Below are 18,929 nucleotides of genomic sequence, written 5' to 3' on the forward strand. Positions count from 1 at the left end.
TAATAGTATGAAGAAAGAACTTTTAGCAGTGGCGATGCTGTTGTTTGCCGGTGGCAATCTGTTGGCACAGCCACATGTCAATGACGGTACTTCGTATTTGATGAACCAACCTCTGGACATGAGTACCGATTTCCGTGACTTGAGTAATACCTTGTTTTTTGCAGATCACCTGGAGTCATTCGATGCCAAGTCGGGTGAAGGGCTGGTGAATTGGAAACGCGGGCATCTGATGCCCCGCCAAGCCTTCAATACCAACGGTGCACAGCCCCGTAAAATGAGAATGCTCGATTTCCCCTTCACTGCCTATGAAAATGACCCTAACCTCAAATTCAAGATTGACTTTGTAACTCCGCGTACGGTACGTATCCGTATGCTAACGACCCCGGTGGAACCCAAACCTGCCGCTTCCATCATGTTGGCAAAGGAACCGGGCAGGGATGGAAGCTGGAAAGTTATCGAGACGAATGACAAGATTATCTATTCCAGCGACTATGGAACCATTCAGATTAACAAGAATCCTTGGAGAATCGTCTTGAAGGATAAAGCCGGACGTATCTTGAGCCAGACTGCCGCTTTGAGCGACGCGGACTCTACGCAGGTAAAATATACGCCGTTCTGTTTTGTGAAGCGGGGAAGCGACAATGCTCGCCGCATCAATCCGGTATTTACCTTGACTGCAGATGAAATGATTTTTGGTTGCGGAGAGTCTGCCACTGGGCTGAACAAGGCCGGACAGAAGGTGAACTTGTTCGTTACAGACCCACAAGGGCCTGAGACGGACCAAATGTACAAACCGATTCCTTTCTTTATGAGTAACCGGGGATATGGTATGTTTATGCATACATCCGCTCCCGTGACTTGTGATTTTGGTGCTACCTATATTGGGCTGAACAAAATGTTCATGGGTGACGAGAACCTGGATTTGTTCGTTTTCTTCGGCGAGCCGAAAGATATTCTGGACGAGTACACCGATTTGGTAGGAAAGCCGGGCATGCCCCCCTTGTGGTCTTTCGGTACGTGGATGAGCCGTATTACCTATTTCAGTGAAAAGGAAGGTTATGATGTAGCGGCCAATATCCGTAAGAACAAGTATCCGTGCGATGTTATCCATTTCGATACCGGCTGGTTTGATGTGGACTGGCAGTGTGACTATAAATTCTCCGAGAACCGTTTCCAGAATCCACAGCAGATGTTGAAGGATTTGAGGTCACAAGGTTTCCATGTATGTTTGTGGCAGTTGCCTTATTTCACTCCTAAAAACCGTTATTTCTCTGAACTGATAGAGAAAGACATGTATGTGAAAAATGGAAATGGTGAACTTCCCTACGAAGATGTGGTGCTTGATTTTTCCAATCCGGAAACAGTAAAGTGGTATCAGGACAAACTGGCGGGATTGCTGAATATCGGTGTCAGTGCCATTAAAGTAGACTTTGGCGAGGCTGCTCCACTGAATGGTATTTACGCTTCCGGCAAGAGCGGATGGTATGAGCATAACCTCTATCCGGTGCGTTATGATATGGCAGTGTCCGAGATAACCAAGAAGTTGCACAACGAGAATATAATGTGGGCACGTGCCGCATGGGCTGGTTCCCAGCGTTATCCATTGCATTGGGGCGGTGATGCTGCAACTACGAACACGGGTCTGCTGGGTACGCTTCGTGCAGGCTTGTCCTTCGGCTTGTCCGGTTTCTCCTTCTGGAGCCATGATATGGGCGGCTTTGTAAAATCCACTCCGGAGGACTTGTATTGCCGCTGGATACCGTTCGGTTTTCTTACTTCCCATACCCGCGCGCATGGGGCACCTCCGACAGAGCCGTGGTTGTACGACAGCAAGCGTGTGCAGGATGTCTTCCGCAAGAGTGCGGAGATGAAGTACCGTCTGATGCCTTATGTGTATGCTCAGGCTAAGGAATGTACAGAAAAGGGCTTACCGATGCTAAGAGCCTTGTTTGTAGAATTCCCCGATGATCCGGGAGCATGGAAAGTGGATGACGAGTATCTCTTCGGTTCGCAGATTCTGGTTGCCCCCTTGCTTGAATCCGGTATGACGGGCCGCACAGTTTACCTTCCCGAAGGAAAATGGATAGACTACCAGACAGAGAAAGTCTACGAAGGCGGATGGCACCGGATTGAAGCAGGCAGTCTGCCGATAATCATGCTGGTACGTGACGGTTCGGTACTTCCTCATCTGAAGTTGGCGCAGTCCACTGCTGAGATGGATTGGAGTAAAATGAGCCTGAAGGTATACAGTGCTGACAAGAAGCAGGCAGAAGGATTGGTTTGTCTACCTGCCGACAACCGTATTCAGGTTGTGAAAGTGGATTGTGGAAAGGCCAAACCGCAACTGTTGAACCAGGTTGAAGGCACTTCCCTGAGTTTCTGAACTTAATCTTTGAAAATCTATATTGAATTCACCCCTGTCGGTATGGAAGAGAAAGGGATATAGTTACCGAAATCTGTGCCACTATGGTGGCACAGATGTGCCTTCCCAATGGCACGGCAGTGCCTCTATAGTGGCACAAAATTGTGTCGCATATCTTTTTCCCGATGTGCTTATGACCGGGGTATTTGTTAAACCTAAGTATTTAGTATTTATGAGAAATGTGATGAAGTATTTGGGTATCATGTCAGTATCGCTGGCATGTGCCGGACCTCTCTTTGCAACAAGCGTACAGCCGTTTGCAGGTGTCACTGTCGTACAGCAGAGTGTAGTTACTGTGAAGGGCCAAGTGGTGGATGAGAAAGGCGAGCCCATCATCGGTGCCAATGTCATTGTGGAAGGTACGACAAACGGTATGATTACCGATTTGGACGGTAACTTCTCCTTGCAGTGTCCCGTAGGTTCTACGCTGAAGACCAGTTACATCGGTTATCTGGCGCGAACGGTCAAAGTAACCGGGAATATGAATGCTCTGAAAATTACTTTAAAGGAGGATACCGAAACCTTGGATGAGGTAGTTGTTGTGGGCTACGGTACGATGAAGAAATCCGACCTCACCGGTTCTGTGGCTTCCGTGAATGCGGAGGAAATGATGAAGCGGAATCCGGTGAACTTGGGACAAGGTTTGCAGGGAGCTGCGGCAGGTGTATCTGTCATCCGTTCTTCCGGTGACCCGGAAGGAGGTTTCTCCATCCGTATCCGCGGTGTGGCAACCGTGAATGGTTCTGCCGACCCACTCTATGTAGTGGACGGTGTGCAGGTAGGAACTTCCATCGATTTCTTGAATCCTAATGATGTAGAGTCCATCGAAATTCTGAAGGATGCTTCGGCTACGGCAATCTATGGTACTCGCGGTGCCAATGGCGTCATTATGATTACTACCAAGAACGGTGGTAAGGGGAAGGCAAAGGTGAACTTTTCGGCCAACTATGCCCTCCAGTTCAATTCGAATAAGATTGATGTGGCTGATGCGGGCTTGTTTGCAAGTGCTGTACGTTCCGCCGTCAAGAATGACGGTATTGCCATGACCAATCTGGCATATGGCGAGGATTACATAGGCAGACTGAACAGCATTGACTGGCAGGATGAAATGTCACGCACGGCATTACAGCAGAACTATAACCTTTCTGCTTCGGGAGGCAGCGAAAATACCCAAGCCAACTTATCTCTGGGTTATTTGAACAACCAGGGTATCGTGATTGAGTCGAATTTTAAACGCTTGACGGCACGCGCTAATATCACTCACAAAGTGAAAGACTTTCTGCATGTAGGCTTGAACTTGAACTATGCACATTCGGAAAAGATGGGAGGAGGCAACCTGAGAAACTATGCACAAGCCATTCCAACCATGGATTATGTAGAGGACGGTGTTTTCTATTCCATGCCTATTGTGTTGCCCGACGGTACTTGGGGACATTACAAGAAAGAAGGCAATGGAGACGTGAACAAGGGAGCTGACAATCTGGTTGCTGCTGCCAAGACTGCCGACAGTATTAATAAATGGGACCGTATGCTTGCTAGTGCTTTCCTACAACTCGATTTGTACAAAGGGTTGACTTTCAAGACTATTGCCAGTTATAATTATTATACAAAAGGTTATAATGGCTATACAGCCTATAATGATAGAACCTTTGGAACTCAAGACCGTAAGGACTCGTTCTCGCTGAACCAGAGCCAGTCCACTTCACTCGGTCTGGAAGCGTTCTTGAACTATGACTGGTCCAATGAGCATCACCGCGTAAGTGCAATGGCCGGTTTCTCTACCAGCGATACGAACGGTGCCTGGCTGAATTCCAGTGCCAACGATTTCCCGGCAGACAACATCCGCAAAATTTCATTGACCAATGACCCATCGTCTAAGCAAACGGATGGTGGGCTGGATTTGAAGACAAGATTCCTTTCTTACTTCGGCCGTCTGACTTATACTTTGAACGACCGCTATATTGTGACTGCAACGGTACGCCGCGACGGTTCTTCGAACTTTGGTGCCGGCAATCGTTATGGTACATTCCCTTCCGCTTCTGTAGCTTGGCGTCTTTCCGAGGAAAAGTTCATTAAGGATTTAGAACTGTTCAGTAACTTGAAGTTGCGTGCCGGATGGGGACAGACCGGTAATGCGGGCAATGGTACCAACTTGTCCATAGCACAGTTGTCTTCGGCAAATGCAATGTACTGGTTCTTTAATGGTTCGAGTGTGATTAACGGTGCCGGTATTGCCCAGCAGAAAGAAATTGATACCAACCTGAAATGGGAAACCAATGAGCAGACAAATATCGGTATTGACTTTGCCTTTATGAACAATGAGCTTTCTTTCTCTGCCGATTACTTTATCCGTGACGCAAAGGATCTGCTTCTGTATCGCCAGATTCGTCCTTCCACCGGTTTCTCCAATGTCTATACTAATGCGGGACATATCCGTAACTCAGGTTTCGAGTTTACTGCTGCGTGGAACAAGAGCTTCAGCGATTGGAATATCGGCATAAGACTGAATGGGTCTACCCTGAAGAACGAGGCTATTGAAGTCGGCGATCCGATATTCAGCAAGTCAGGTTCAGCACAAGATGGCGACAACTGGGACAACCACTCCATTACACAGAACGGCTATCCTGTAGGTTCCTACTATGGCTGGAAGGTAGAAGGCATTTTCAGAACCCAGGCCGAAATTGATGAAATGAATAGGCTGGCGGTTGAAAAGGGAGTTGAAAGTGGTGTATATCAGGACAAGACTACCCAGCCCGGCGACTATAAGTTTGTTGATTTGAATGGTGACGGGCAGATTACCGATGCCGACCGTACTGTTATAGGCAATGGATATCCCAAGTTCACTTACGGAATGAACCTTACCGCTTCCTGGAAAAACTTTGATTTCTCGATGAACTTGTACGGTGTAGCCGGTATGGATATCCTTTCTTATTCTTCGGCCCGCTTGACCTCAGTCTATGCACCCGACGGCGGTTATCAGAATGTACTGAAGGAATATATCAATAATGCATGGTCATCTTCGAATACCGGCGCCAAATATCCGCGTATCACCAAGACAGACTATAATAAGAACATGCGTGTGTCCGACGCCTACATCCAGAAGGGGGATTATCTGAAGATTTCAAATATTCAGATAGGATATACATTCCCGAAGAATGTGCTGAAACCGGTGAAAATGGAAAATGCACGCGTATTTGCCAGTGTCGACAATGTATGTACCATCTCTTCGTACAATAAGTTCGGCGATCCGGAAGTTGGTGACTCCAATGTATTGTATTCGGGATTTGACGGAGGACGTTATCCGTTCCCGATGTCGGTTACTTTCGGTCTGAGTGTACAGTTCTAATACTAACGGATAAAAAATATGATTATGAAAAACTTATATAAACTGTTGATCGGTGTGCTGGCCTTAAGCACCGTAACGTCTTGTGACGATTATTTGGAAGTGGATCATTACGATATTCTTCCGGCGGATTTCATGTTTAAAACGGAGGAGAATGTCCTTTCCGGATTGAACGGACTTTATGATACCTTTTATACGGACCAGCACGGTTCCGGTGATGACGAAACATGGGGATTCAAGCCTCAGGTATTTGCTGCCAACCATTCTACGATGGACTGTCAGGCTTCCGGTTGGGATGCGGAATGGCAGCGTCATGCCTGGAAACCCGATAAGGGTTCCCTGGAGACTGCATGGCGGATGAGTTATCGTGCAGTGGACCGTGCAAACCGTTTCCTGGCTGGCCTGGAGACGGCGGATGCCTCTATATTTGCGGACAGCAATTCCAAGACCGTTTATGAAGCGCAAGCACGTGCCATCCGCGGTTATAACTACCTTTACCTGACGAAACTTTTCGGAAGGGTACCGATGTTGCTTACCGGTGAAACCTATACTACTTCGGTAGGAAAGGCACGTCCGGAATCCGTGGATGAGACTTATGCGGCTATCGAGGAAGATTTGTCTTTTGGACGCGACCATCTGGACTGGTTACCCATGAATGGTGAATACGGACGTATAACCAAGGGGTTCTGCAAAGCTTATTTGGCCGAGCTGTATATGTTGAAGAAAGACTTTACGAAAGCCAAGACGGAACTAAAGGATATAGTGGACAGTGGAACCTATTCATTGGAGCCCTGCTTCGGTAACCTGCATGCCTGGGATACACATTGGACCAAAGAATCTGTATTTGAGGTGATGTATCATGAACAAGGATATATGGGCTGGGGAGCCGATTCGTCTTCAGATGCCATGATGTGGTACGGATATATGTGTGCGGCACCCGAATGGGGAGGCTGGGGGTCTCTCTGTCTTTCTTGGGAGTTTGTACGTTCCTTTGAACCGGGTGACAAACGCCGCCAATACTCTGCTGTTGCCAAAGGGGATACGCATCCCATTACCGGGCAGACTGTAGGGGTGACAAGTGGTTTTGACGGTCTTTTCCAAGGTTCCGAAAATATGCCTACTGTTTATTCCTTGAAATACTGGAGATGCAAGCCAGGTGAGAACAACAAAGTATTCAATCCTATTTCGTTGACTTTGAAGCGTTATGCAGGCATCATGCTCGACTATGCAGAATGTTGTTTCGAGACAGGTGACAACGCTACCGGATGGAACATGATACGTCAGATACGTAACCGTGCTTGGGGTAATTTGGAGATGGGAGCGACGATGATTGACCTACCCGCCGACATGTTGAATACCCAGACGGTGGAAGTGCCGGATGCAGAGACCTATTATACAAGCTATAAAGCAGCCAAAGGCTATACTTCTCCGGTATGGAAGGTGGCGCTGATTATAGAGCGTCGCCATGAATTCAATGCCGAGTTCTCGCTTTACCATGATTTGTGCCGTATGGGTATGTGCAAAGAATGGTTTGCCGCCGAATATCCGAAAACAGTAGCCAACTCTTCACAAGAGGCTTGTCTGCAGACTGGTGACTCATTCCGTTTCTTTGAGCACGAGGCTTATCAGGAAATCTTCCCGATTCCGACGAATGAGATTCTGACCAACCCGCTCATCAATCAGGCTGACCAGAATCCGGGATATTGATAAATTATAAATAAACACTTAATAATAAAATATTTGTGAGTGAAATGTCAGGCACCAGTAGTTGTTGTGATAGACGTCAGGGTCTGTCGTGATGAAAGCCGGTGTCTGACATGACAAACACCAGTACTTGAGACGACGAACACCAGTTTCTGATAAACGGGGAATTATACAAGGAAAAGTTTGATGGTTTTAGAGAATAATTATGGAAAGGAAGATGTTTTATTGGATAGCACTGCTGGTTGCGTCTTGTCTGGCAGGCTGCCGGTCGCATTCAGGGGAGACAGATATGCAGACACGCATGCGTACAGAGATTGTCACGAATGTCAGAGACAGCGTGTTGCCGTTTTGGATGGATTATGCAGTGGCTCCCGACGGCGGTTTTTATGGAACTGTATTGCGGAATGGTACTCCGGTAGTGGATGCTCCGAGAGGAGGGGTTCTGAATGCCCGGATTCTGTGGAGTTTTTCTGCCGCATACCGTACGTTTAAGGATGAGGCTTATCTGAAGCTTGCGGATAAATCGCAACGCTACTTCATTGATACATTTATAGACAAGGAACATGGTGGGGTATATTGGCTGGTCAATCCTGACGGTGAGGTGCTGAATGCTTCCAAATATACGTATGCCATGACCTACGCCATCTATGGGCTGGCTGAACACTATCTGGCAACAGGTAACAGCGAGAGTCTGGATATGGCTGTCGGTTTATATCATACCTTGGAGGAGAAAGGCCGCGAACCGCAATATGACGGTTATGTGGAATCTTTTACTGAAGATTGGAAACAACTGGATAATTATGATAACAATGCACCCAAGACTATGAATGCGCATTTGCACGTGCTGGAGGCTTATACCCTTTTATATCAGTGCTGGAAAGACGACGGACTGAGGAAAAGACTCGAATTCTGCACCGAGTTGTTTATGGACCGCATTTATGACTCTTCAAAGAGACATTTTAATTTGTTCTTTGATAATGCATGGAACAGTCTGGTTGAGATGGACTCTTATGGACATGATGTAGAGGCGGGATGGCTGCTTTGTGAGGCTGCCCGTGTGTTAGAAGACCGGCAACTGATGGATAGGGCGAATCGGCTTGCGCTGGATGTGACGGATGCTTGCTTGGCGGAAGGACTGAGTGACAAAGGGTATATGATGTATGAAAAGAAGGGCGGAAGAACAACCGGGCATGCCTCATGGTGGGGCCAGATTGAAACGATGATAGCTTGTGTCAATGCCTGGCAAATCAGCGGGAATGACGTTTATCTGCAATCGGCCGATACGGTTTGGACTTTCGTAAAGGACTGTATGATAGACCGGGAATACGGTGAATGGTACAGTGATTGTTTTGATGGAGAACCCAAGAAGGATACTCCCAAAGTGAGTATGTGGCGTTGCCCATATCATACGGTACGCTTGGGAGTAGAAATACATAATCGTTTAAAATAGTATTTATGAAGAAATTTATAGCAGGTGCAGCATCACTGATGCTTTGTATGGGGCTGCACGCCCAGGATTTCAGAATCAATCCATCGGGATATTTTGAGAATGGCGGGGCCAATGTGATGGTGTTCAGTGACGTCTACCCTGAAGGACACCAGGGAGGACTGACCCTTGTTTTGAATGGAGACCGCAGGGCTGCCAATGGAGATGTGCGCTTTGAAATCTCGCAAGGGCAGTGGCAGGGATTGCCCAAGATGAGAAGCCGGGTGGTGGATGAGGCTGACAATGAAATCCGTGTCACATTGAGTTATCCGGATTCGGCCAAACACATGGCAGGCTTTAATCCGATGCTTTATCCGGATTTTGTTTTTGGCTATACCATTAAGGTCAAAGGCGAGAAGGATTATCTGGTATTGACCGTTGATTTGGACCAACCAGTGCCCGAGCGGTTTGCCGGCAAGTTGGGCTTTAATCTGGAATTGGTACCTTCCACTTTGCTGGGCAAGCCGTGGATTATGGACAACCGGACGGGAGTCTTTCCCCACCAGGCGATGGGGCCCACCATGAAACAGTCTTCCAATATGGAGCATATCGGAGATTTCAACCCTGACGGGAAAGCTGATTTGGACCAGTTGCTGTTGGATAGAAAGACTTATAACCCGATGATTGCCGATGATATCGTCTCTGCTCCTTTGGCCGCAGGGAAAAAGTTTGTACTCAATCCTCAGGATGATTTGGCAAAGATTACGATTGAAAGTGAGAAAGGAGACTTGCTGCTGTATGATGGAAGGATAAATCATAACAACGGTTGGTTTGTGCTCCGTTCGGAGTTCCCGGCAGGGACAAAGGAAGGTGCGGTGAAATGGATAATCCGTCCGACAGTCACTAAAGACTGGCGTTATGCACCGGTGGTGCAAGCCTCTCAAGTAGGTTACCATCCTGGACAGAAGAAAGTGGCTGTCATAGAGTTGGATAAACGGGATACAGACTTCAAGCAACCTGCCCTTTATCGCATTGCTGCCGATGGCAGGAAACTGGTAAAGCAGCAGGCTGCCAAGGATTGGGGAGATTTCCAACGCTACCACTATCTGCAGTTCGATTTCACGGAAGTGACGGAAGAAGGGCTCTATCAGGTAATGTACGGCGATGCTGCTTCTCCGGTGTTCCGCATTGCCAAAGATGTGTGGGACAAGGGTATCTGGCAGGCAGAGGTGGAATACTTTTTGCCGGTACAGATGTGCCACATGCGTGTGAACGAAAAATACCGTGTATGGCATGACTTCTGTCATCATGACGATGCACGTATGGCCAAAACCGATATCAACCATATAGACGGATATACTCAGGGAACCTCTACTCTTTGTAAGTACCAGCCGGGTGATTTGGTTCCAGGGCTGAATGTGGGTGGATGGCACGATGCGGGGGACTATGACCTGCGTGTGGAATCCCAGGCAGGCGAGGCCTATATACTTGCCATGGCTTGTGAGAACTTTGGTACCTATTGGGACGAGACTTCCATAGATTTTGAAAAGAAGATAGTCGAGATTCACCAGCCGGATGGAAAGAATGACTTGTTGCAGCAGGTGGAAAACGGTGCTTTGACGATAGTGGCGGGTTGGAAGGCTCTGGGGCGTCTCTACAGAGGGATTCTGTGTCCTACCGTACGCCAGTATGCACACTTGGGTGATGCGTCGGCCCATACAGACCATGTCAGTGGGACTGCCGACGACCGCTGGGTGTTTACGGAAGACAACCCTGGTAGGGAACTTCAGGTAGCCGCTTGGCTGGCAGGTATTTCACGTGTCTTGAAGGGACATAACGATGCATTGGGAGCGGATTGTCTGGAGATAGCCCGTGAATTGTTCAGGATTACCCGCTGCGACAACAACCGGGTGCTGACAGCCAAGGTACATGCTGCCGTAGAACTTTATCTGGCGACAAAGGAAGTGGAGTACCGTGATTTCGTTTTGCAGCAGCAGGATTTCATCTGCAAGAATATCCGTCAGACGGGTTGGTTCATCGGACGTTTCGACAAAGCTGTGGGAAATGCACGTTTCAGCAAGGCTGTTCGCAAAGCACTGCCGGAGTTGCAGGCTATGTATCAGGAGTATAGCAGTAAAACTCCGTATGGAGTGCCGCATGACAGAGGTAACCGTTCTTCCGGTTCATGGGAACCCCAGCATCTGGGCTACAATTACTGTTACCTGCATGCTGCCTATCCTGATTTGTTTGCACCGGACTATATTTTCAATGCTGTCCAATACCTGCTCGGTATGCATCCGGGACGTAATCAGGCAGCGTTTGTAACGGGAGTCGGTGCCGAAACGATGAAAGCCGCCTATGGTGTCAACCGTGCCGACTGGTCTTATATTCCGGGTGGAGTGTCTCCGGGTACAAATCTGATTCGTCCCGACTTGCCCGAATTACTTCATTTCCCGTTCTTATGGCAGGAAGGTGAGTACTGTTTGGGCGGACATGCTACGTGGTTTATGTATATGGTATTGGCATCTCAGAAAATATTGAATGGTAATGAACAGTAAAATAAAGGTAGATAAGTTTGTAATTGTAGCTTTTCTGCTCTGCATGGTCTGCACTATGGCCATGCAGGCAAAAGCTTATGACAATTTTAAGGTATCGGTCTATGTACGTGCCTACGAGGTAGACAAGATGAAGGACATCCATTGGCTGGATTCGACTTGGAATGTGATTTCACAACAGTTGGAAGTGGACAAGATTTATTTGGAAACACATCGTGATTTACTGATTGTGGATGACGCCACCCTGGAGCAAGCTAAGAAATTTTTCCATGACCGGGGAATAGAGACTGCCGGAGGAATTACCTACACCATCAACGAGGCGAACAGTTTCGAGACGTTCTGCTATTCCAATCCCGAGCATCGTGAGATGGTGCGAAAGATTGCAGAACATACGGCAAAGCACTTTGACGAGTTTATTCTGGATGACTTTTTCTTCACCAGTTGCAAGTCGGACATAGAGATAAAAGCCAAAGGTACGCAGAGCTGGACGGAATACCGTTTGAAGCTGATGACTGAAGCCGGGCGCGACCTTGTGCTGAAACCTGCCAAGAAGGTGAATCCTCGTGTAAAGGTAATCATCAAGTATCCCAACTGGTACGACCATTTCCAAGGTTTGGGCTTTAATCTGGAGGAAGGTCCCCAACTCTTTGACGGTGTCTGGACGGGTACCGAAACAAGGGACCCTGCCGGCAACCAGCATCTGCAGAATTATCTAAGCTATAATATTATCCGTTATTTTGATAATCTGCGTCCGGGCTACAATGGTGGAGGATGGGTGGACTCCGGTGGACTGAATCTGGGTATGGACCGCTATGCTGAGCAGCTGCATCTGACCATGCTTGCCAAGGCTCCCGAAATCATTCTCTTTGCCTATAACCAGCTTCTGGGCGTGAAGTTGTCTCCCAGGTTCCGTACCCCTTGGCAGGGCATGGGCACCAGCTTTAATTATGATGAGATGACTGCCCCTATCCGGCAGAAGAACGGAACTTCCATAGAGCCTACCACCATGGCACGCATTGCGGATGTTGTATTGAAACAGACTGATAAACTGGTAGGTAAGTTGGGTAACCCCATTGGCATCAAGTCCTACAAGCCTTTTCATGTGGCGGGTGATGATTTCTTGCAGAATTATCTGGGCATGATAGGTTTGCCGATGGATATACGTCCCGTTTTTCCGAAAGACCAACAAGTGGTGCTGCTGACTGCCCAGGCGGCTCAAGCTCCGGAGCTCATGACCGACATTAGGAAGCAATTGCAAAGCGGACGGGATGTGGTGATTACAAGCGGCTTGCTGAAAGCCATTCCTGAAAAAATTGCCGAAATAGTAGAGTTGCGTTGTACCGATTTGAAAGCTCTTGTCAATGATTTTGGCCGATATGGACAAGCCGGACGCGATTTATTGATACCGCAGGTTCAGTATTATACGAATGATGCTTGGGAAGTAGTCAGTGCGGGCCGTCCGTTGACGGGAGGAGTATCGGGGTATCCTATTTTGTTGAGAGCTCCCTATGCCGCCGGCAATCTATATGTATTGACCATTCCCGATGATATGGGAAATTTATATGATTTTCCGGCAAAAGCCTTGAATGAGATTCGCCGCATTATGAGTAGGGATATGGATATCTATCTGGAGGCTCCCTCCAAAGTCGGATTGTTTGTGTATGACAATAAAACACTGGTGGTGGAGAACTTCAATGATGAACCGGTGGAAGTGCGTATTGTTACCGATGATGAGGTGACGAGGTTGGAAAATCTGGAGAATGGAGATATTCTGGCTCCCCTTCCTGCCGAACCCGTACAGAGCAGGCGTCCGGTGACACCAAAGAACTCTTTCCGTTTGTCATTACTACCCCATTCGTATAAGGCTTTCCAATATAAATGACGGGTAAGAAGATTGTCGGATAGTTATTCGGAAGGGTAACGGGAGGTCGGTTCTACAATGGGTCGGCCTCCTTTGCTTCCAGTCATCCGTGAGAATGCTTGTGTTCTTTCAATATCCTGTGCGGCAGTGTCCCGTGCCCCAGCAACTCTATCGGGCAGTTGAAGTTGCGTTCCAGCCATTCTTCCGTAACGCCGGTATCGGGATGGTAGTCCAGGGTTTCGTTGACGCAGGCAATGGACTTGACTTGCTGCAACACCGTGCCGATGTCGTGGCTGACGAGAATAATGGCGCAATCCTTGTTTATCTCTGCCAGCAGTTCGTAGAGGCGGGCTTCGAAACGCTTGTCGATGTATGTGCTGGGTTCGTCGAGAATCACCACCTGCGGGTCGGAGATGATGGCACGGCCCAGGAGGGCACGTTGCAACTGTCCGCCGCTCAAAGCGCCGATGGCACGCTGCTCCATGCCTTCCAGCCCCATGCGGGCTATCACGGCAGAGGCTTTCTCGCGGTGTCGGGCGGTGAAGCGTGAAGCCAGCGGCTTCTTGCTGCTGAGTCCTGAAAGGATGACCTCCTCTACGGTGATGGGAAATTTCCGGTCGATGCTGCTGTACTGGGGCAAGTAACCCATGGATAATTGACAATTGACAGTTGATAATTGACAATTGGCAATTTCGGAGGGGGATGGAGGGCAGGAGTGATATAGAATCTCCCCGGTAGTGGGTTTCAGCAGTCCCAGTATACATTTGATAAGGGTAGTCTTTCCACCACCGTTGGGACCGATGATACCCAGAAAATCACGTTCGTAGATAGTCAGGTTTATATCATGCAGTACGGTCCGGTTATCGTATCCGGCGCTGAGGTTCTTTATCTCTATAATGGGGGATGCAGGCATAGCTTCTTCTTCGTTAAATGGACAGAATCATCGTTTACTCTTTTACAAGCGCTCTGGCCGTATTCATCATCTCCTCCTCCCAGTCGTATGAGAGGGGATTGATAGCCACTACCCGGGTTCCGGTCTGCTGGGCGATAAGGTCGGCATTGCGGCGGTCGAATTCCGGCTGTACAAAGATGATGCGTACCTTCTCCTTCTTGCAGGAGTTTATCAGGTTCTTCAGATGGGCGGGGGAGGGCTCCTTTCCACCTGCCTCGATAGGAATCTGGTGTAGGTTGTAGTCGCGGGCAAAGTAGGAAAGTGCCGGATGATAAATCATGAAGGCACGGTCGGCATTCGGGCTGGAAAGCATCTGGCAGATGAGGCTGTCCGTATGCTCTATCCGCCGGATGAGTAAGTTGTAACGTTCCATGTAGGCGTTTTCATTGGCTTTGTCTATGGCGCAGAGTGCATTCAGAATGTTTCCGGCAATGATTTGGGCGTTGATGGTGGAATTCCAGATGTGGGGTTCCACACCACCGGCGTGCGTATGGCCTTCGTGTACATGCCCGTCTTTATGATGATGTGCATGGGTATCGTCCAGAATAAGTTCCACATTCTCGGACATATCGAAGAATTGCAGGTGGGGAGCATTGTCCGTCAGTTTTTCCGTCCATGTCTGCTCGAAACCGATGTAGCCGATGCGGAAATAGGCCTTGCTTTGGGCAAGGTCGACAAGCTGCTGGGGCGTGGGGTCGTAGGTTTCCGGACTTGAACCTTTGGGCACCATGCTGACGACGGTGAATTCATCGCCGGCAATGGCTTCGGTGAAATACCGCAGCGGCTCGATGGTGACGGTAATCACGGGTTTATCGTCATTCTTCTTGTTCTGTTGGCCTCCTTGCTTGCACGAGAAGAGCAAGGTGGCTATGAGGAGTAAAAAACAAAACTTTTTCATTTACAATTTACTATTTACAATTTACAATTTGGCTGCGCTGTGGCAGGGGGCATCAACTATTCATTATCAACTATTCCTTATCCATTTATCACTTCCTCTTTCCTTCCCCTCAGTATCTCCCGTTTCCCTCCGGGGGGACCTGGGAGACGCTCTACCTTGAATCCTACGGCTTGCAGCATGCGGCGTACTACTCCTTTGGCGCAGTAGGTGGTCAGCACGCCATCAGTGCTCATGGCGGCATGGATATTCCGGAAGACTTTTTCCTCCCACATTCCCGGTTGCTTTTCGGGTGCAAAAGCATCGAAGTAGACAACGTCGAACGGAGATTTATTAATCATTAACAAACTGTCGATGCTTATTGTTTCGATATCTGCCCGCACTTTTCTCAGTGTGAAATAAGGAGTTATGGCAACTTCTTCTTCCCACGCAGCCCGATGCAGTTCCTCGAACAGAGGATTGTCGCTATATTTTAGCGCATCCACCTCCGGCCATGCAAGCGGATAGAGTTCGATACCGGTATAGTGCACAGGTCTCTTTTCCTTTTCGGCAGTTTCCAGTGTAAGCAGGGCATTCAGCCCGGTGCCGAAACCGATTTCAAGGATATGCGGGCGGGCAGTAGCGGATGCTTTCAGTCCCATGTCGATGAAGATGTGCTGTGATTCTGTACGTGCCCCCTTTACCGAATGATAATGTTCATTCAGTTCCGGTACAAACAGTGTCGCACTTCCGTCTTCCGTCTTCTCTATGATTCGTTGCATCACTTCTGCTTTTGTTGAATGTTTTTATTTAGTTTAATTCTCTGTGATTCAGCGTGTTGTTGCGCCTATATATCCAGCGTGCTGCATCTATACATCCAGCACGTTGCATCTATACATCCAACGCGTTGTATCTATACATCTATTGCTCAAACTCACTACATGTCAATAATTCATCATCGAAATGGCTCCTTGCAGTGCCCACAGCATAGCTATGTAGCGCACCAGTTTCCCTGCAAACATGGACGTGGTGGTCAGCATCAGATTACTGCGCATGAAGCCCAGTGCAATGGCTATGGCCTCTCCCACAAAAGGCAGAAAGGCGAAGAAAGCCATCAGTGCCCCTTTCCCTTGGAGGAAATGCTGCATCCGTTCTATCTTTTCCCTTTTTACCTTGAAATATTTCTCAATCCAGTCTATACGTCCCAGACGTCCCATGTAGTAGCACGTCATGCCTCCCAGCGTATTTCCCAAGGTGGCGGAGAGTACGCACAGTGCCGGGCTCAGACCGACCTTGACCAGTGCTACCATCACTATTTCGGAACTGAACGGAATGATGCTTCCTGCCAATAGGGCAGAGATGAACAGACCGACATATCCCCAGTCAATTAGCAGCTGTACGAGTGTATCTACAAAAGCGTCCATATGTTGAATCCTAATAGAATGAATAATCCGATAAATGCACAAATGAAGAATATATTGGAACTGCGGCTATTTGTCAGTACAAACAAGTGTCCCGCCAGGATGCTGACACCGATGAGCAGGAAGGACATCAGGTGGACACTCAATACCGGTTGCAGTCCGATATAGACAAAGATGCAGAAATTCAGCAGGATGAGGAAGTGTAGATAGCTTCGGGTGCGTATCTTGTCTTCATAGCCGGCAATGAGACAGTGTGCCGCGCTGACGATGAACAGAACAAGGAGATACCCGAGGGTGGCGAGTTCCCACGGCTGATAGTCGAACCGGGTGGGAGCGAAGGTCACCAGCTCGCGGAAGGGCTGGCAGAAGAGTTCCATTTGCCCGTAGTAGAGGGCGTGTCCCAGCAACAGCCAGTAGGGTACGCTCCATCCTACCAAGGAAGCGAAGAAACTTTTGGGTTGGAGAGACTGGAAGTTGTAGGCACCTATCCAGAAGATGGGGACAAACAGCATGAGCTGCGGAAAAAGCAGGCTGCCCAGTCCGATGAAGACAAAGGCGTGGAAGAGACTGCCTGTGGGCCGTGCCTGCTGGTAGCTCTTGAAGAGGAAAAACAGTGCCACCAGGAAGGAGGCAGCTGCCAAGTCTCCCGCATACAGCATGTGTAGGCTGGGGCAGACGGATATCAGCAGGAAGTAGACAGAAGTCTGTACCGATGCCCGCATCCGGATGATGGCGAACGTATTGTTGAGCTGTATTAGGAAGTACCCGATGACGGCATACAGAATAAAGCTGAAGAGACGGTTTGCCCAGGTGGGGATGCAGAAGTCGCAGAATGTTTCCCAAAGGGAATATCCGCTTTGCTGTGTCTCCGTCTCGGGCAACAGAACAGCGGTCAGTATCCAGCAGGATACTGAAATCAGGATAGCGGTGGGTAGTGTGAACCGCCCTGCCGTTATCCGGTTCTGGAATCTCTTCGTTCTCATTTATAAGTCAAATCCGATGTCGCGACGGAAATATTTCTTCTCGAAGTTTATCATGTCGGCCACGCGGTAGCTCTTCTGCAAGGCTTCTTCCTTTGTTTCACCATAGGAGCAGACGGCGATGACACGGCCACCGGCAGTTACGGTCTGTCCGTCTTTGGTGGCTGTTCCGGCATGGAAGAGGATGCTGTCTGTTTCGGCAGCCTTCTCGAATCCGGTCATCACCTTGCCCTTTTCGTAGGCTTCCGGATATCCTCCGCTCACCAGCATGACGCAAGCGGCTGTGCGTGGGTCGAATTCCAGTGTACGCTGGTCGAGGTCGCCCTGGGCAACGCCTTCGAGCAGGTCTACCAGGTCGCTCTTGATGCGCAGCATCACGCTTTCGGTTTCGGGGTCGCCCATGCGGACGTTGTATTCAATCACCATCGGTTCGCCCTTCACGTTGATAAGTCCCAGGAAGATGAAGCCCTGATAGCCTATACCTTCTTCCAGCAGACCGTTTACGGTAGGCTCGATGATGCGGGTGCGTACTTTTTCCATAAATGTTTCGTCGGCAAAAGGTACGGGAGTAACGCTGCCCATACCGCCGGTGTTGAGGCCTTTGTCGCCTTCGCCGATACGCTTGTAATCTTTGGCTACGGGCAATACCTTATAGTGGCGGCCGTCTGTCATCACGAATACGGAACATTCGACGCCGCTGAGGAACTCTTCAATGACTACCGTGGCGCTGGCATCGCCGAACATGCCGTCCAGCATTTCCTTCAGCTCTTTCTGAGCTTCTTCCAGTGTGGGGAGAATCAGCACGCCCTTGCCTGCACACAGTCCGTCGGCCTTCAGTACGTAAGGCGCTTCGAGGGAAGCGAGGAAGTCGAGTCCCTCCTGCAAGTTGTCGGCGGTGATGCTCTTGTAGCGGGCAGTGGGGATGTTGTGGCGCATCATGAAGCCTTTGGCAAATTCCTTGCTACCTTCCAGTGTAGCACCTTTGGCGGTGGGGCCGATGATGTCGATATGGCAGGTGGCAGGGTCTTCCTTGAAGCTGTCGAAGATGCCTTGTACCAACGGGTCTTCGGGACCCACAACAATCATGTCGATTTCTTTCTCAAGGGCAAAGGCCTTGAGTGCGGGAAAGTCTGTCGCCTTCAGGTTCACATTCTCGCCTGCTTCGCTTGTACCTGCATTGCCGGGAGCAATATATAGTTTCTCTACTTTCGTGCTTTGGGCAATCTTCCATGCCAGAGCGTGTTCACGGCCACCGGAGCCTAATAATAATACTTTCATGGGTTCATTTACAATTTACAATGTACAATTTACAATTTGTCTGTGCTGTGGGGCATCAGGTAAGTTGTACAGATTGTTATACTTAATGATTTATTCTCTCTTTTATTCTCTTC

Annotated in this window: 12 protein-coding genes; 6 read left to right on the forward strand and 6 right to left on the reverse strand. The window is 48.9% G+C overall.

The genetic code is table 11. The features are described 5' to 3' along the window. The first annotated feature begins 7 nt into the window (after positions 1-7). The 6 genes from DXD65_RS13690 (at position 8) to DXD65_RS13715 (ending at position 13,332) form a co-directional block, all read left to right on the forward strand. Complete coding sequence (locus DXD65_RS13690) at positions 8-2,383, forward strand: TIM-barrel domain-containing protein (RefSeq protein WP_057253911.1); 2,376 nt, start codon at positions 8-10, stop codon at positions 2,381-2,383. A gap of 211 nt (positions 2,384-2,594) precedes the next feature. Further along, a complete protein-coding gene (locus DXD65_RS13695; protein WP_211475851.1) occupies positions 2,595-5,768 on the forward strand; it encodes a SusC/RagA family TonB-linked outer membrane protein in 3,174 nt (1,057 codons plus the stop codon). A 24-nt stretch (positions 5,769-5,792) separates the two neighbouring features. Further along, complete coding sequence (locus DXD65_RS13700) at positions 5,793-7,472, forward strand: RagB/SusD family nutrient uptake outer membrane protein (RefSeq protein WP_057253926.1); 1,680 nt, start codon at positions 5,793-5,795, stop codon at positions 7,470-7,472. Between the two features lie 202 nt (positions 7,473-7,674). Continuing rightward, entirely contained in the window at positions 7,675-8,919 is a 1,245-nt protein-coding gene (locus DXD65_RS13705) for an AGE family epimerase/isomerase (RefSeq protein WP_035447357.1), read from the forward strand. Positions 8,920-8,924: 5 nt separating this feature from the next. Further along, positions 8,925-11,453: a glycoside hydrolase family 9 protein gene (locus DXD65_RS13710; RefSeq protein ID WP_005830988.1), complete on the forward strand. Its 2,529-nt coding sequence runs from the start codon at positions 8,925-8,927 to the stop codon at positions 11,451-11,453. Then, positions 11,443-13,332 carry a hypothetical protein gene (locus tag DXD65_RS13715; protein WP_172679951.1) on the forward strand — a complete coding sequence of 630 codons (1,890 nt, stop codon included), beginning with the start codon at positions 11,443-11,445 and terminating at the stop codon, positions 13,330-13,332. The genes DXD65_RS13710 and DXD65_RS13715 overlap by 11 nt, the downstream gene beginning before the upstream one ends. Positions 13,333-13,414: 82 nt before the next feature. Here the strand turns inward: DXD65_RS13715 and DXD65_RS13720 are convergent, their stop codons facing one another. From DXD65_RS13720 to purD, 6 genes are all read right to left on the reverse strand, one after another. Then, positions 13,415-14,224 (reverse strand): metal ABC transporter ATP-binding protein, encoded by an 810-nt coding sequence (locus tag DXD65_RS13720; protein ID WP_005830985.1) that lies wholly within the window; start codon positions 14,222-14,224, stop codon positions 13,415-13,417. Between the two features lie 34 nt (positions 14,225-14,258). Beyond that, on the reverse strand, positions 14,259-15,161 hold the full coding sequence (locus tag DXD65_RS13725; protein ID WP_117681242.1) for a metal ABC transporter solute-binding protein, Zn/Mn family: 903 nt from the start codon (positions 15,159-15,161) through the stop codon (positions 14,259-14,261). 77 nt (positions 15,162-15,238) lie between these two features. Continuing rightward, on the reverse strand, positions 15,239-15,919 hold the full coding sequence (gene mnmD / locus DXD65_RS13730) for a tRNA (5-methylaminomethyl-2-thiouridine)(34)-methyltransferase MnmD (protein WP_022400952.1): 681 nt from the start codon (positions 15,917-15,919) through the stop codon (positions 15,239-15,241). Positions 15,920-16,081: 162 nt separating this feature from the next. Beyond that, on the reverse strand, positions 16,082-16,561 hold the full coding sequence (locus tag DXD65_RS13735; protein ID WP_005830979.1) for a YqaA family protein: 480 nt from the start codon (positions 16,559-16,561) through the stop codon (positions 16,082-16,084). Then, entirely contained in the window at positions 16,546-17,541 is a 996-nt protein-coding gene (locus DXD65_RS13740) for a hypothetical protein (protein ID WP_005834261.1), read from the reverse strand. Before DXD65_RS13740 ends, DXD65_RS13735 begins: the two co-directional genes overlap by 16 nt. Beyond that, a complete protein-coding gene (gene purD, locus DXD65_RS13745) occupies positions 17,542-18,816 on the reverse strand; it encodes a phosphoribosylamine--glycine ligase (protein ID WP_117887731.1) in 1,275 nt (424 codons plus the stop codon). It lies immediately after the preceding gene. Between the last annotated feature and the right edge of the window lie 113 nt (positions 18,817-18,929).

It is taken from the genome of Bacteroides sp. 4_1_36 (genome assembly GCF_003466325.1).
Classification (GTDB): domain Bacteria; phylum Bacteroidota; class Bacteroidia; order Bacteroidales; family Bacteroidaceae; genus Bacteroides; species Bacteroides uniformis.